This window comes from Thioalkalivibrio sp. ALE21 (assembly GCF_003208255.1).
Lineage (GTDB): Bacteria > Pseudomonadota > Gammaproteobacteria > Ectothiorhodospirales > Ectothiorhodospiraceae > Thioalkalivibrio > Thioalkalivibrio halophilus.
The window spans coordinates 232,492-247,249 of sequence record NZ_QKMA01000003.1 but is presented as its reverse complement, the minus strand read 5'-3'; the positions used below and the strand labels follow the sequence as shown (position 1 = coordinate 247,249).

The following is a 14,758-nucleotide window of genomic DNA, read 5'->3' as shown; positions in this document are numbered from 1 at the left end:
TGAATAACCAGGAGGTTCCATGTCCCGCGAAGTAATCCAGACCGACGCCGCCCCGGCCGCCATCGGCCCTTACTCCCAGGCGGTGCGCACCGGCGACACCCTGTACCTCTCCGGCCAGATCCCGCTGGACCCGGCCACCATGGACCTGGTGGACGGCGGCATCGAGGCGCAGATCCGCCGGGTGTTCGACAACCTGGCGGCAGTGCTGGATGCCGCCGGCGCGCGCCTGGGCGATATCGCCAAGCTCAACATCTACCTCGTCGACCTGACCCATTTCCCGCTGGTCAACGAGCTGATGAGCGAATACTTCAGCGAGCCTTATCCGGCGCGCGCGGCGATCGGCGTGGCCGCCCTGCCCAAGGGGGCACAGGTGGAGATGGACGCCATCGCCTGGTGTCCGCGGGGCTGAGGCCCCGCGCCCCGGAGCACTGCAGATGGACCTGCAGGCCCCGCTGACCGAACTCACCGGCGTGGGACCGCGCCAGGCCGAGCGCCTGGCGCGGCTGGGCCTGCATGTCTGTGGCGACCTGCTGTTCCACCTGCCGCTGCGCTTCGAGGACCGCACCCGCATCACCCCGCTGGACCGCCTGCGCCCGGGCCGCGCCGCCCTGTTCGAGGGCGTGGTCGAGCGCAGCGAGGTCGTGATCCGCCGTCGGCGCATGCTGGTGGTGACCCTGGGGGACGGCCACGGGGTGATCACCCTGCGCTTCTTTCACTTCGGCAACGCCCAGCAGAAGCGCCTGGCGACCGGGACCCGGGTGCGCGGCTTCGGCGAACCGCGCGGCATGGCCGGGGCGCTGGAGTGCGTGCATCCGGAGACCGAGATCGTCGATCCGGACGCCCCGCCGGCGCTGGAACAGCGCCTGACCCCGGTCTACCCGGTCACCGAGGGTGTGTCCCAGCCGCTGCTGCGCAAGCTGGTGCGCCAGGCCCTGCCCGGCATCCGGCAGCTGCCCGACCTGTTGCCGGAACTGGAGCGTGAAGGCCTGCCGCCGCTGCAGCAGGCCGTGCAGGACCTCCACCAGCCGCCACCCAACGCGCAGACCGCGACGCTCGAGCCTGGCATCGACGGACGCTCGGCCGCGCAGACCCGGCTTGCGCTGGAGGAACTGGTCGCGCACCAGCTCGCCCGCCTGCAGCATGCCCGGACCGAACCCGACGAACACGCCCCGGCGCTGGATCCGCCCGGCGATCTGTGGGAACGCCTGCATGCCGGACTGCCGTTCCCGCTGACCGGGGCCCAGCAGCGCGTGATCGGCGAGATCCGCGCGGATCTCGCCCGCGAACGCCCGATGAACCGCCTGCTGCAGGGCGACGTCGGTTCGGGCAAGACCCTGGTCGCGGTGGCCGCCGCCCTGGCCGCGGTGGAGGCGGGCTACCAGGTCGCGTTCATGGCCCCCACCGAACTGCTGGCACGCCAGCACGCCCGCAACCTGGCGGCCTGGCTGGAGCCCATGGGCATCCCCATCGCCTGGCTGGGCGGGCGCCAGGCACGCGGGGAGCGCGGCCAGCTGCTGAACGAACTGGCCAGCGGCGACCGCCCGGTCGCGGTGGGCACCCACGCCCTGTTCCAGGAAGACGTGCGCTTCCACCGCCTGGGCCTGGCGGTGGTGGACGAGCAGCACCGCTTCGGCGTGCATCAGCGCATGGCGCTGCGCGAGAAGGGCAACGGGGGCACCCCGCACCAGCTGATCATGACTGCCACGCCCATCCCTCGCACCCTGGCGATGACCCTGTATGCCGGGCTGGAGACCTCGATCATCGACGAGCGCCCGCCCGGGCGCACGCCGGTGCGCACCGCGCTGATCAGCCACGAGCGCCGCGACGAGGTGATCGAGCGCATCCGCGTGGCCTGCGGCGACGGCACCCAGGCCTACTGGGTGTGTCCGCTGGTGGAAGACTCGGAGCAGCTGGAGGCCGAATCCGCCGAGGCCACCCGCGAGCGCCTGGCCGAGGCCCTGCCGGGGCTGCGCATCGGGCTGGCCCACGGCCGCATGAAGGGCAGCGAGCGCGATCAGGTGATGGAGGGGTTCCGGCGCGGCGAGATCGACCTGCTGGTGGCGACCACGGTGATCGAGGTCGGCGTGGACGTGCCCAACGCCAGCCTGATGGTCATCGAGAACGCCGAACGCATGGGCCTGTCGCAGCTGCACCAGCTGCGCGGACGGGTTGGGCGCGGCAATGCCGCCAGCGCCTGCGTGCTGCTGTATCGCCCGCCGCTGGGCGAGACCGCACGCGAACGACTGGAGGCGATGCGCCGCACCGACGACGGTTTCGAGATTGCCGAGGTGGACCTGAAGCTGCGCGGCCCGGGGGAACTGCTGGGCACGCGCCAGACCGGCGACCGCAGCTTCCGCGTGGCCGACTGGTCACGCGATCAGGACCTTCTGCCACGCGCCACCCGGATCGCCGAGGGCCTGCTGCAGGACCCGCCGCGCGGCGGCGCGCTGATCGATCGCTGGCTGGGGGATGCGACCCGCTACGGCCAGGTCGGCTGACGGCCGCTACCGATCGCCGCGCAGGTGGTCCTTCAGCCGCTGCAGCTCGTCTTCCGACCAGCCTTCGGGATCCGTCACGTGGCGCCAGGCGTAGACATAGTGTTCCGGGGCATACACATGGCCGTAGCCCACCGGGGCATCATCCGCGGCGGCCACGTCGATCGCCAGCTGCAGCATGGTCACCACCGGGTACCATTGCAGCTTGTCGGTCACGTCCGGGCCGCGCGGTTCTTCCATCCATTCCGGCTGGCGGTAGAAGGCCTCGGGCTCGAAGAAGGTGACGGGGTCGCTGGCGTACTGCAGGTACACGATGCGCATGCTCCCCCATTCGGCACCGGGGATCTCCAGGTGCGGATCCTGGTTGGTGAACCGCACGATGGAACTGTCGCGAAAACGCGGCAGCCACGCGGGCGAGTCCGGCTCGCGCTGCGCGGTGATCTCGCGCCAGGCCTCGGAGCGGAACGGCGGGCCGCTCCACAGGGCGCCGGAGAACGGATCGCCGACGATGTCGTAGAGATCCGCCGCGCGTTCGGAGTTCAGTGCCCCCAGACTGAGCCCGTAGAGATACAGCTCGGGGCGTTCGTCGACCGGCAGCTCACGCCAGTGGCCATAGACTTCGGCGAAGACCGCCTGCGCGGTCTCCAGCCCGTAGGACGACTCCGACATCAGCGACAGCCAGCTCGGCAGGTAGGAGTACTGCACCGCCACCGAGGCCACGTCGCCCCGATGCAGGTACTCCACCGCCTGCATCGCATCGCGATCCACCCAGCCGCGCCCGGTAGGGGTCGCCAGCACCAGCACCGAGCGGTCGAAGGCATCGGTACGCTTGAGCTCGTCCAGGGCCAGGCGGGCGCGTTCCTCGATGGTCTCCGCGGCGTTCAGCCCCACGTATACCCGCAACGGGGCCGGCGTGGGCTCGCCGAAGAACTCGCTCATCTGTTCGGTGTCGGGCGTGAAGCCGACGTAGCGCCGGCCGTGCTGCCCCAGCTCCTCCCAGCGGATGAGCGATTCCTCGCTGCCGGAGAGCTGCGAGTCACCGGGATGCTCCACGTCCGCTTCCATGCGCACGTCGAACTGGCGGAAAGTGTTGTCGGCGGTGCGCAGGCCGTATTCCAGCAGCACCCCGTCGATCACCGCCCAGAACAGTGCCAGCGCTACGATCACGCCGGTCACGTTCGCCAGCCGCCGCGGGATGAAGCGGCGCAGGCGCACGGCAACGAATCGGAAACTGAGCAGGAACAGCCGCCCCACCGCCAGCGCCGCCGCGAACACCGCAAGACCGATCACGCCCGTACGGAACGGATGGGCGCTGTCCACCGGGTCCATCTCCATCAGCTCGCGGATCGAGTTCTGCCACTGGGCGGCCTGCATCAGGAACCCGACGGCGATCACCGCACACAGCGCCGCGGCCACGATCACCATGATCCGGTGCACCCGTTCGCCCGCCTCCGGCAGCTCGAGGTAAGCCCACAGCCAGTGCAGGAAGACCCCGAGCAGATAGCCCGCCGACAGGGAGATCCCGGACAGGATGCCCTGCATCTCCCAGGTCCGCGGGATCAGGCTGGGCGACAGCGAGGCGGCGAAGAACAGCGTGCCCAGCAGCAGCCCGGGCACCGACAGCGAGGCGGCCAGGCGCCGCGCCCAGCCCGGCGCCAGCCAGCGGGACAACGGGATGCGGGCGGTCAGACGGGCCACGGAATCAGGGAACGACATGACGCGTCAGCGACGGGCATACACCGGGGGATGTCCCGGCGGCGGTGGGTGGAAGCGCTTGTAGGCCCAGTTGTACTGCTCCGGGCAGCGCCTTACCAGGTCCTCGACGATGCGGTTGACCGCCGCGGCGGCACGCACGAAATCGGGGTCGCGGACCTCGGGGCCGGCCTCGATCTCGTGGTAGCGGAAGCCGCGCCCGCGCGGCAGGCGCTCGGCGAACAGGAACACCACAGGGTCGTCGCGCCCGCGCAGCAGGCGCGGCAGCAGGGTCATGGTCAGGGCCCGGCGGCCGAAAAACGGCGCGTGCACGCCCGACGCCCCCTTCGGGCTCTGGTCGGGCAGCACGCCGATGATCTCGCCGGCATCGCGCGCCTTCTGCAGGATGCGCAGCCCGGAGCGGTCGGCCGGCGCCAGCTTCGCCCCGGTGGCGGAACGGGCCTCGCGCACCCACCGGTCGATCTCGGGGGTCGGAAGCGGGCTGTACAGCGAGGCCATCGGCCCGTGCATGGCCGCGTGCAGGCCGGCGAATTCCCAGGAGCCCAGATGCGGCGTGGCCAGGAACAGCGCACGGCCGGGCTCTCGGCTCTGCAGCCGGGCGTAGCACGGCGGCGCCTCCGCCAGCCCCGCCAGGCGCTCGGGCCCGGCCCGCCACAGCCAGGGCGACTCGGTCAGCGAGCGCGCCATGGCCTGCAGCGAACGCCGCGCGGTGCGGCGGTGCCAGGCCGCGTCCTTGTCGGGAAAACAGAGCGCCAGGTTGATGCGCGTGAGCCGTGCGGAGCGCGTGGGCAGCAGCCACACCAGGGTACCCAGAACACCGCCCAGGGCGTGGTTGACCCGCAGCGGCAGGCGCCCCAGCACCCGCAGGATCACCCCGATCAGGCGGTCGCGCAGCTGCCGTCGCTCAGCCATCGGCCGTTTCCCCGGATGCCACCGGATCCACGGCCCGCGAAGCATCGGCGGCATCGGGTGCATCATCCGGCCCCGGGATCCCCCCCTCGGTCATCAGTGGCCGCAGGGTGGTGCGCAGGTTGCGAAACAGTTCGGCAAACTCGCCCTCCTCGCGTGCCAGCAGGGCCTTCATGTGCTCGCGCCGGGTGGGCATGGAGAAGCAGGCCGGGCAGTTGTCGAGGATGACCGGCAGTCCGGCCGCCTCGGCAAAGTCGCGGGTCTGGCGCTCGCGCACGTAGACCAGCGGCCGGATCACGCGCAGGTCGCCGGCATCGATGCGGTAATGGGCCTTCATGGTGCGCAGCTGACCGCCATGGAAGGCGCTCATCAGGAAGCTCTCGGCGAGGTCGTCCAGGTGCTGGCCCAGCGCCAGCACGTTGTACCCGTGCTCGCGCGCGGTGCGGTACATCAGGCCGCGTTTCATGCGCGAGCAGAACGAGCAGAAGGAGTCGTTGTCCATGTGCTCGCCGGCCAGTTCGGCGATCGGCTCGGAGACGAAGTGATACGGGATCCCGTAGCCGCCGAGGTAGTCCTGCAGGCGCTCCGGGTCGAAGCCGTCGATCTCCGGGTCGATGGTCACCGCGCCCACCTCGAAATGCACCGGCGCGCGACGCGCCAGGTCGTGCAGCAGCCACAGCAGGGTCAGCGAGTCCTTGCCGCCGGACAGGCCGACCAGCACGCGGTCGCCGTCGCGAATCATGTCGAACTCACGAATCGCCTGGCCGGCCAGACGGCGGATGGAGCGGGGTACGGACGGTGTTTCCATGCCCGCAACATAGGGACGGGGCGCGGAAGGCGCAAGCCCCGACGCCGGCCGCGAGGGGATGCACCGGGGCGGTGCGATTGCCCGTGAGCGCGCGGGCTCCTGCACCAGCTCGATTCACCCGCGCGCTCGGTTATCGGGCACCCGGCCGTCATGAGCGGGACCGGTCGCCGTGGCATCGGGCTTGCATGCGCACCGGGACGGACACCGCGCGGAACTTCGACATGTACGACCGCAAGACCCTGACCCTCGCCGGCGAGCTCAAGCGTGCCCTGCGCAGCGAGTTCCCGGCGGCGGGTCGCCTCTCGTTCGCCGATCCGGATTTCATGGAGATTCTGCTGGACTATGCCGGCCGCAGCCGCTCGAGCATGGTGCAGGCTGCGGCGATGACCCTGCGGGGGCATCTGAACGCCCCGGCGGCGTCCCCGCGCCCCGCGGCCGATGCGGACGCCGACACCACGCAGGAAGAAGCGTCGGCCGCAGAGCCGGGGGAGACACCGGACGCCCCGGGTGCGACCGATGCCGCCGAACCCGAAAAGAAGAAGGGTCGCCGGGTCTATCGCGGAAGGGTGATCGACGACGACTGACAGCCGCGCCGTTTTTGGCCAGACTTGGGGCTGGTGTTACTCGAGGCCCGCCATGGACGCATTCTACCCCCCGACCGAACCCCATACCACCGGCACCCTGGAGGTCGGCGACGGCCACCGCCTGTATTACGAGGAATGCGGCAACCCGGAGGGCATCCCGGCGGTGTTCCTGCACGGCGGCCCCGGCTCCGGCTGCGAACCGTGGCACCGGCGGTTCTTTGATCCGGCGCGCTATCGCATCGTGCTGTTCGACCAGCGCGGCTGCGGGCGTTCCACCCCGCACGCCAGCCTGGAGGCCAACACCACCTGGCACGCGGTGGCCGACATCGAACGTCTGCGCGAGGAACTGGGGATCGAGCGCTGGGTGGTGTTCGGCGGCTCCTGGGGCTCCACCCTGGGGCTGGCCTATGCGCAGACGCACCCCGGCCGGGTGCTGGGCCTGGTGCTGCGCGGCATCTTCCTGTGCCGGCCGCGCGACATCCAGTGGTTCTACCAGTCGGGGGCCGACCGCCTGTTCCCCGAGGCCTGGGCGGCCTATCGCGATCACATCCCCACGGAGGAACGCGACGACCTGGTGGCGGCCTATCATCGGCGCCTGACCGACCCGGACCCGGCGGTGCGCGAGGCGGCCGCGCAGGCGTGGTCGGCCTGGGAGGGGCATGCCTCCTGCCTGATCCCCAACGACGACGTGATCGACCACTTCGAGGACCCCGAGGTGGCCCTGAGCCTGGCACGCATCGAGTGCCACTACTTCAGCCACGACACCTTCCTGGAGCCGGACCAGCTGCTGCGCGATGCCGGATGCCTGCGCGATATCCCGGGCTTCATCGTCCACGGGCGCTACGACGTGGTGTGCCCGGTGGAGCAGGCAGTGGCGCTCGCCGAGGCCTGGCCCGAGGCGGATCTGCAGATCATCCCGGACGCCGGGCACTCGGCCGCCGAACCGGGGATCGCGCGGGCGCTGGTCGCCGCCACCGATCGCCTGACCCACCTGGCGGGCGGGCTGGAACCGGGCAGCGGCAGGGCGCGGGCATGATCAGCCTGATCCAGCGGGTCAGCCGGGCGCGGGTGGAGGTCGCCGGGGAGATCACCGGCGAGATCGGCACCGGGCTGCTGGCGCTGGTGGGGGTGGAACCGGACGACGACGAATCGGCGGTCGAGCGCATGCTCGACCGCCTGCTGGGCTATCGCGTGTTCCCGGACGAGGAAGGGCGCATGAACCGCTCGCTGGGGGAGACCGGCGGCGGGCTGCTGCTGGTGCCGCAGTTCACCCTGGCGGCGGATACCGGCAAGGGCATGCGCCCCAGCTTTACCACGGCCGCCCCGCCGGAACGCGGCGAGGCCCTGTTCCACCACCTGCTGCAGCGGGCGCAGCGGCGCCACGAACCGGTCGCGACCGGGCGGTTCGGCGCCGACATGCAGGTGAGCCTGACCAACGACGGGCCGGTCACCTTCTGGCTGCAGGCGCGGCCCCGGGGCTGAACCGCGTTCGGACTCAGGGAAACACTGATCAATATACACGCTCGCGTTGGCACCCCGGGTTCCGCGAGACAAGGCGCGGTGCGCAGCTGGTAGTGGTTCTACCGGCAAGGGCCGCAACGCAGGATCGGGGAACCCGGGGTGCCAACCCCGAAGGGGCTCGGCCGCTTTTGTGCGCGCACGGCGTTGCGGCTCCCTTGTGCAGAATGACTGCACGGCGGTCACCGCGCCTTGTTCGCGCGCAAAAGCGACTCGAGCGCGAGCGTGTATATTGATCAGTGTTTCCCTCAGACGTCCAGCACCAGGCGCGCCGGGTCCTCGATGGCCTCCTTGATCGCCACCAGGAACTGCACCGCGTCGGCGCCGTCGACCAGGCGGTGGTCGTAGGACAGCGCGACGTACATCATCGGCCGGATCACCACCTCGCCGTCCACCGCCACCGGGCGTTCCTTGATCGCGTGCATGCCAAGGATGGCGCTCTGTGGCGGATTGACGATGGGCGTGGAGAACAGCGAGCCGAACACCCCGCCGTTGGTGATGGTGAAGGTGCCGCCGCGCAGCTCGTCGATATCCAGCTTGCCGTTGCCGGCGCGCTCGGCGAAGTCGCGGATGCGGCGTTCGATGTCGGCAATGGAGGCGTTGCCGGTATCGCGCAGCACCGGAACCACCAGCCCGCGCGGGGACGACACCGCGATGCCGATATCGGTGTAGTGGTGGTAGACGATCTCTTCGCCGTCGAGGGCGGCATTGATCACCGGGAAGCGCTGCAGGGCCCGGGTCGCGGCCACCACGAACAGCCCCATGAAGCCGAGCTTGATGCCGTGGGTCTGCTCGAAGCGGTCCTTGTAGCGCCCGCGCAGGGCCATGGCCTGCGACATGTCGATCTCGTTGAAGGTGGTCAGCATCGCGGTGGACTGCTTGGCCTCCAGCAGGCGTTCGGCGATGCGCGCCCGAAGCCGGCTCATGGGCACCCGCTCGGTGCCGCGCTCGCCGGCCGCACGCGGGCCGCCGGCGGGCGGTTCCGCGCCAGCGGCAGCCCGCGCGCTGTCGCGTCCGGCGTCGTCGGCCGCCGGGCGACGAGACGTGTCATCGCCCTTGCCCCCGACCCCGGAACCCGCCGCCAGTTGCGCGCGCTCCACGTCCTCGCGCTGGATACGGCCATCGGGCCCGGTGCCGCGCACCTGATCCTCGCTCAGGCCGGCCTCCTGCAGCAGGCGGCGTACCGCCGGGCTCGGCGGGGGCGGCGAGCCGGCGTCCGCGACCGGTTCGGGCTCGGGGCCTTCGTCCCCCGCGTCGGCCTCGTCGGCCTCGGCCGAGGCGGGGTCGGGTTCGGGCTCGACGTGCTCCCCGGCCGCCGGCGCTTCTTCCGCGGCCTGTGCCGGGGCCGGGCCCAGATGGCCGAGGACGTCATCGGCATGCACGGTGTCGCCTTCGGCCACGGCCAGGTCGACCAGGGTTCCGTCGGCGGGGGCGTTGACCTCCAGCACGACCTTGTCGGTCTCCAGCTCGGCGATCAGTTCGTCGCGGCGTACGGCATCGCCCGGCTTCCTGTGCAGGGCGACCACGGTGGCATCGGCCACGGATTCGGGGAGTTGCGGAACCTGGATCGGGGTCTGCTCGGCGGACATCGGGCTTCCTTGTTCGGCGGTTTTGCGGGACGGACTCAGGGGGTCGGGTGCGGGAGATCCCGGGTACTCAGCGGCCCGAAGGCGCGCTCCAGCAGCTCCTCGTGCTGGGAACGATGGACCTCGGGATAGCCCACCGCGGGGGCCGCCGCCGGCGGGCGCGCAACCGCGTGCAGGGCATGACCGCGCTCGGCCAGCAGCGGGGCCAGGCGCGGATACACGAAGCCGAGATAGCCCTGGTTTTCCGGCTCGTCCTGGATCCAGACGAATTCCTCGGCCTGCGGATAACGCTCCAGCACCTCGCGCATGCGGTCGCAGGGGAACGGATAACACTGCTCCAGGCGCACCACGGCGACATCCTCGCGTTCGTCGGTCTGGCGGGTGGAGACCAGATCGTAGTGGATGCGACCGCTGGTCAGCAGGACCCGACGGACCTGCTGCGGATCGGTCACCTCCGGGTCGTCCAGCACGGTCTCGAACCGTCCTTCGGCGAGGTCCTCCAGCGAGGACACGGCCTGGCGGTGCCGCAGCAGGCTCTTGGGGGTCATGACCACCAGCGGCTTGCGGTAGGGGCGCACCATCTGCCGGCGCAGCAGATGGAAGATCTGCGCCGGCGTGGTCGGCACGCAGACCTGCATGTTCTCCTGCGCCGCCAGCTGCAGGAAGCGCTCGGGCCGCGCGGAGGAATGCTCCGGTCCCTGGCCCTCGTAGCCGTGCGGCAGGAACAGGGTCAGGCCACACAGCCGCCCCCATTTCTGCTCGCCGGAGGAGATGAACTGGTCGATCACCACCTGAGCGCCGTTGACGAAGTCGCCGAACTGCGCCTCCCAGATCACCAGCGCCTCGGGGGCCGCGGTGGCATAACCGTATTCGAACGCGAGCACGGCCTCCTCGGACAGCAGCGAGTCGATGACCAGGAAGCGCGGATGGTCCGGGTCCAGGCGGCGCAGCGGGACGTAGGTGTCGCCGGTGTTGCGTTCGTGCAGCACGCTGTGACGATGGAAAAAGGTCCCGCGCCCGGAGTCCTGTCCGGACAGGCGCACGCGATAGCCGTCCTGGATCAGGCTGCCGTAGGCCAGGGTCTCCGCGGCGCCCCAGTCCAGCGGCTGTTCGCCGCGCGCCATCTGGCGCCGCGCCTCGAGGATCTTGTGCACCCGCGGGTGGGGCTCGAAGCCCTCCGGCGGGGTCGACAGGTGTTCCAGCGCGGTCGCCAGGCGCTCGCGGTCGACGCCGGTATCGACCGGCTGATCCCAGGGCTGATGCAGGTACGGGCCCCAGTTGGTGCCGCCCGCACGGATCTCGCGGGTGCGATCGCGCAGCAGCGAGTCGGCCACCGCCTCGCCGGCATCCAGCCGGTCGCGGTAGGCGTCGAGGATCTGCTCCTGCTGCTGCGCGTCGGTCAGGCCTTCCTCGATCAGCTGACGGGCATAGCGCTCGCGGGTGGTCGGCAGGTCGCGGATGCGGTGGTACATGCGCGGCTGGGTCGCGGCGGGTTCGTCGGCCTCGTTGTGCCCCTGACGGCGATAGCAGACCAGGTCGATGACCACGTCCTTGCCGAAACGCATGCGGTAATCCAGCGCGATCTGGGTCACGAACACCACCGCCTCGGGATCGTCGCCGTTCACGTGCAGGATGGGCGCATTCACCATCTTGGCGACATCGGTCGCGTAATGCGTCGAACGCGCGTCCTTCAGCGTGCTGGTGGTGAACCCGATCTGGTTGTTCACGACCACGTGCACGGTGCCCTTGGTGGAGAACCCGCGGGTCTGCGACATGTTGAGGGTCTCCATCACCACGCCCTGCCCGGCGAAGGCCGCATCGCCGTGGATCACCACCGGCATCACCCGGTTGCCCTGGCGGTCGCCCAGGCGCACCTGGCGCGCGCGCACCGAACCCTCGACCACCGGCGTCACGATCTCCAGATGCGAGGGGTTGAAGGCCAGCGCCAGATGCACCGCCCCGCCGGGGGTCTCCACGTCGGAGGAGAACCCCATGTGGTACTTGACGTCACCGGTACCCCGATCATCGCGCGGGCGCCCTTCGAACTCGTCGGCGAGCTCGCCCGGCGATTTGCCCAGCAGGTTCACCAGCACGTTGAGACGGCCACGATGCGCCATGCCCAGCACGAGCTCGGTCAGGCCGCGGGCGCCACCGCGCTGGACCAGGGCATTGAGCAGCGGGATCAGGCTCTCCGCACCCTCCAGCGAGAAACGCTTCTGGCCCACGTAGCGCTTGTGCAGGTAGCGCTCCAGGCCCTCGGCGGCGGTGAGGCGCTCGAGGATCGCCAGGCGGGTATCGTCGCCGAAACCGAAGCGCCCATGCGCCGACTCCAGGCGCTCCTGCAGCCAGCGCTTCTCGTCGGTGGCCGTGATGTGCATGTATTCCGCGCCGATGCTGGCGCAGTAGGTCTCGCGCAGGACCTGTTCGATGGTGTCCAGCGGTGCCGGACCGTCGAGGAACAGCGAGCCGGGGTCGAAGGTCATGTCCGGACCCACGCCTTCCAGCCCGTGGTATTCGCGGCTCAGCTCGCGCGGCGCCACCGGGGCCTCGCGCTCCAGCGGGTCCAGACGCGCACCGAAATGCCCGAGGTAACGATAGGCGTTGATGAACTGCAGCACGCGGATCTGCAGGCGCTCGTGCTCCAGGTCGGGGCGATCGGTATGCCGGCGGCGCTCCTCGCCCCGCGCCGGCGCACGCGCCTGCGGTGCCGCATCCTCCAGGGCCCGGAAATAGTCGGCCCAGGCCGCCGGGACCGAAGACGGATCTTCGCGGAAACGCTCCAGCAGCGTCTCGGCAAACGCCAGATTGTCCGGGTGGGGGTCCTGTCCGGAAACCGGTTGATCCAGCCGATGGCGGGATGACATGTCGTTCATGGTGGTCCTGTGACGTGGGGCGTGCGCGCGAAGTTCTGCAGACCTCGACTGTACCGCGTTTGCTACCATGCGCGCATGGACGTTTCTCCCCTTCTTGAAGGCCTCAATCCGGCGCAGCGCGAGGCCGTGGCCGCGCCGTCGCAACCCGTTCTGGTGCTGGCCGGTGCCGGCTCCGGCAAGACCCGCGTGCTGGTCCACCGCATCGCGTGGCTGATCGGCGTGGAGAACATCGCCCCGCACGGACTGCTGGCGGTGACCTTCACCAACAAGGCCGCCAGCGAGATGCGCGGGCGCATCGAGGAACTGCTGGACTATCCGGCCAGCGGGCTGTGGGTGGGGACCTTCCACGGTCTGGCCCACCGCCTGCTGCGCCAGCACTGGCAGGAAGCCGGACTGCCGCAGGGCTTCCAGATCCTGGATTCCGACGACCAGCTGCGCATGGTCAAGCGCGTGCTGCGCGGGCTGGAGCTGGAGGAGTCGCACTGGCCACCGAAGCAGGCCCAGGGCTACATCAACGCGCGCAAGGACGAGGGCTCGCGCCCGGAACACCTGCCGGACACCGGCGACCCGATCGCGCGGCAGTGGGTGCGTATCTACACCGCATATCAGCAGGCCTGCGAGCGCGCCGGGGTGGTGGACTTCGCCGAGCTGCTGCTGCGCTCGCTGGAACTGCTGCGCGACAACCCCGGGCTGCTGGAGCATTACCGCACGCGCTTTCGCCACGTGCTGGTGGACGAGTTCCAGGACACCAACGACATCCAGTACGCCTGGCTGCGGCTGATCGCCGGCGGCAGCCCGGTGTTCGCGGTGGGCGACGACGACCAGTCGATCTACGGCTGGCGCGGGGCGAAGATCGAGAACATCCAGCACTTCCAGAAGGACTACCCCGGCACCCAGGTGGTGCGGCTGGAACAGAACTACCGCTCCACCGCCAGCATCCTCAACGCCGCCAACGCGCTGATCCGCCACAACAGCGGCCGTCTGGGCAAGGAGCTGTGGACCGAGGACCTCGAGGGCGCGCCGGTGCGGCTGTACACCGCGCTGAACGAGCAGGAGGAGGCGCGCTTCATCGCCGAGACCATTGCCAGGCACATCGAGGACGGCGGCCAGCACCGCGAATGTGCGGTGCTGTACCGTTCCAACGCGCAGTCGCGCGTGCTGGAAGAGACCTTCATCGCGCGGCGCCTGCCGTACCGGGTGTACGGCGGGCTGCGCTTCTTCGAGCGCCAGGAGATCCGCGACGCGCTGGCCTATCTGCGCCTGGCCGGCAACAGCGACGACGACCCGGCCTTCCTGCGCGCGGTCAACCAGCCGCCGCGCGGGATTGGCGAGAAGACCCTGGACGACCTGCGCGCGGTGGCCGCGGAACAGGACATCTCGTTGCTGCGCGCGGCGCAGCGCGCGGTGCAGGCGAACGCGCTGCCCGGACGCGCGCGCAACGCGGTGGCGGGTTTCCTGCAGCTGGTCGAACAGATCCGCGAAGCCCTGACCGGGCGGCCGCTGGGGGAACAGGTGGAACAGGCCATCGCCCTGTCCGGGCTGCGCGAGCACTACGCGAAGGAAAAGGGCGAACGCGGCGAGGCACGCCTGGAGAACCTCGACGAGCTGGTGGGTGCGGCGCGGGCCTTCGACATGGAGGAGATCCGCGACGAGGAAACCACCGGCGACCGCCTGACCGATTTCCTGTCGCACGCCGCGCTGGAGTCGGGCGAGGGCTCGGCGGACCCCGACGAAGACGCGATCCAGATGATGACCCTGCACTCGGCCAAGGGCCTGGAGTTCCCGCTGGTGTTCCTGACCGGGCTGGAGGACGGACTGTTTCCCAACGCCCGCTCGGTGGACGAGCCCGGGCGCCTGGAGGAAGAGCGCCGCCTGGCCTACGTGGGCATGACCCGCGCGGAGCGCCAGCTGTACCTGACCCACGCCGAAACCCGCCGGCTGTACGGCCGCGAGGCCTCCAACCCGGCCTCGCGCTTTCTCAACGAGATCCCGGAAGACATGCTCGAGGTGCTGCGCCCGCAGTCCTCGCCGTTCGGCGCCGGACGCTTTGCCGCCGCGCGCCAGCGGACCAGCGGCATGGACGCACGCGCGGAATCGGCCCGCGAGGAGGGCCTGGCGATCGGCACCCGGGTGCACCACGCGCGCTTCGGCGAGGGGCTGGTCACGGCCTTCGAGGGCTCGGGGTCCTCGGCCCGGGTACAGGTCAACTTCGCCGACGCCGGCGCCAAGTGGCTGGTGGTCGGCTTCGCCAAACTGGACGTGCTGGCCTGAC

The 14,758-nt window shown here is 70.4% G+C and carries 11 protein-coding genes; 6 read left to right on the top strand and 5 right to left on the bottom strand.

The genetic code is table 11. The features are described 5' to 3' along the window. Nucleotides 1–19 precede the first annotated feature (19 nt). Nucleotides 20–409: a RidA family protein gene (locus D893_RS04375; protein ID WP_018947189.1), complete on the top strand. Its 390-nt coding sequence runs from the start codon at nt 20–22 to the stop codon at nt 407–409. Nucleotides 410–434: 25 nt separating this feature from the next. Continuing rightward, nucleotides 435–2,498, top strand: a complete 2,064-nt coding sequence (gene recG, locus D893_RS04370; RefSeq protein WP_110619218.1) for an ATP-dependent DNA helicase RecG — start codon at nt 435–437, stop codon at nt 2,496–2,498. A 6-nt stretch (nt 2,499–2,504) separates the two neighbouring features. On the opposite strand, the gene D893_RS04365 is transcribed toward recG, so the two are convergent. Genes D893_RS04365 through D893_RS04355 form a run of 3 tightly spaced genes read right to left on the bottom strand, consistent with a single transcriptional unit; the run spans nt 2,505 to nt 5,925 of the window. Then, on the bottom strand, nt 2,505–4,211 hold the full coding sequence (locus D893_RS04365; RefSeq protein ID WP_110619217.1) for an alpha/beta-hydrolase family protein: 1,707 nt from the start codon (nt 4,209–4,211) through the stop codon (nt 2,505–2,507). A gap of 6 nt (nt 4,212–4,217) precedes the next feature. Continuing rightward, a complete protein-coding gene (locus tag D893_RS04360; protein WP_018947192.1) occupies nt 4,218–5,120 on the bottom strand; it encodes a lipid A biosynthesis acyltransferase in 903 nt (300 codons plus the stop codon). Then, nucleotides 5,113–5,925, bottom strand: a complete 813-nt coding sequence (locus D893_RS04355; RefSeq protein WP_110619216.1) for an ATP-binding protein — start codon at nt 5,923–5,925, stop codon at nt 5,113–5,115. The genes D893_RS04360 and D893_RS04355 overlap by 8 nt, the downstream gene beginning before the upstream one ends. Nucleotides 5,926–6,146: 221 nt before the next feature. Here D893_RS04355 and D893_RS04350 point away from each other — a divergent pair, with 221 nt between their 5' ends. The 3 genes from D893_RS04350 to dtd are packed head-to-tail and all read left to right on the top strand — an operon-like array spanning nt 6,147 to nt 7,991. Continuing rightward, the gene (locus D893_RS04350; protein ID WP_038036230.1) at nt 6,147–6,509 is read left to right on the top strand and encodes a hypothetical protein; all 363 of its coding nucleotides are present in this window, start codon (nt 6,147–6,149) and stop codon (nt 6,507–6,509) included. Between the two features lie 52 nt (nt 6,510–6,561). Continuing rightward, nucleotides 6,562–7,545, top strand: coding sequence for a prolyl aminopeptidase (pip, locus tag D893_RS04345; protein WP_018947195.1), 984 nt, complete (start codon nt 6,562–6,564; stop codon nt 7,543–7,545). Further along, a complete protein-coding gene (gene dtd, locus D893_RS04340) occupies nt 7,542–7,991 on the top strand; it encodes a D-aminoacyl-tRNA deacylase (RefSeq protein ID WP_018947196.1) in 450 nt (149 codons plus the stop codon). Before pip ends, dtd begins: the two co-directional genes overlap by 4 nt. A gap of 284 nt (nt 7,992–8,275) precedes the next feature. On the opposite strand, the gene odhB is transcribed toward dtd, so the two are convergent. Continuing rightward, the gene (gene odhB / locus D893_RS04330) at nt 8,276–9,616 is read right to left on the bottom strand and encodes a 2-oxoglutarate dehydrogenase complex dihydrolipoyllysine-residue succinyltransferase (protein WP_110619215.1); all 1,341 of its coding nucleotides are present in this window, start codon (nt 9,614–9,616) and stop codon (nt 8,276–8,278) included. A gap of 35 nt (nt 9,617–9,651) precedes the next feature. After that, on the bottom strand, nt 9,652–12,486 hold the full coding sequence (locus D893_RS04325; protein ID WP_024329466.1) for a 2-oxoglutarate dehydrogenase E1 component: 2,835 nt from the start codon (nt 12,484–12,486) through the stop codon (nt 9,652–9,654). Nucleotides 12,487–12,561: 75 nt separating this feature from the next. Here D893_RS04325 and uvrD point away from each other — a divergent pair, with 75 nt between their 5' ends. Further along, nucleotides 12,562–14,757, top strand: a complete 2,196-nt coding sequence (gene uvrD / locus D893_RS04320) for a DNA helicase II (protein ID WP_110619214.1) — start codon at nt 12,562–12,564, stop codon at nt 14,755–14,757. Nucleotide 14,758: the final 1 nt, after the last annotated feature.

What these genes read in the sequence shown, in the direction of transcription:
- D893_RS04375 (WP_018947189.1), top strand. Translation starts at nt 20, where the DNA reads ATGTCCCGCGAAGTAATCCAGACCGACGCCGCCCCGGCCGCCATCGGC.
- recG (WP_110619218.1), top strand. Translation starts at nt 435, where the DNA reads ATGGACCTGCAGGCCCCGCTGACCGAACTCACCGGCGTGGGACCGCGC.
- D893_RS04365 (WP_110619217.1), bottom strand. Translation starts at nt 4,211, where the DNA reads ATGTCGTTCCCTGATTCCGTGGCCCGTCTGACCGCCCGCATCCCGTTG.
- D893_RS04360 (WP_018947192.1), bottom strand. Translation starts at nt 5,120, where the DNA reads ATGGCTGAGCGACGGCAGCTGCGCGACCGCCTGATCGGGGTGATCCTG.
- D893_RS04355 (WP_110619216.1), bottom strand. Translation starts at nt 5,925, where the DNA reads ATGGAAACACCGTCCGTACCCCGCTCCATCCGCCGTCTGGCCGGCCAG.
- D893_RS04350 (WP_038036230.1), top strand. Translation starts at nt 6,147, where the DNA reads ATGTACGACCGCAAGACCCTGACCCTCGCCGGCGAGCTCAAGCGTGCC.
- pip (WP_018947195.1), top strand. Translation starts at nt 6,562, where the DNA reads ATGGACGCATTCTACCCCCCGACCGAACCCCATACCACCGGCACCCTG.
- dtd (WP_018947196.1), top strand. Translation starts at nt 7,542, where the DNA reads ATGATCAGCCTGATCCAGCGGGTCAGCCGGGCGCGGGTGGAGGTCGCC.
- odhB (WP_110619215.1), bottom strand. Translation starts at nt 9,616, where the DNA reads ATGTCCGCCGAGCAGACCCCGATCCAGGTTCCGCAACTCCCCGAATCC.
- D893_RS04325 (WP_024329466.1), bottom strand. Translation starts at nt 12,486, where the DNA reads ATGAACGACATGTCATCCCGCCATCGGCTGGATCAACCGGTTTCCGGA.
- uvrD (WP_110619214.1), top strand. Translation starts at nt 12,562, where the DNA reads ATGGACGTTTCTCCCCTTCTTGAAGGCCTCAATCCGGCGCAGCGCGAG.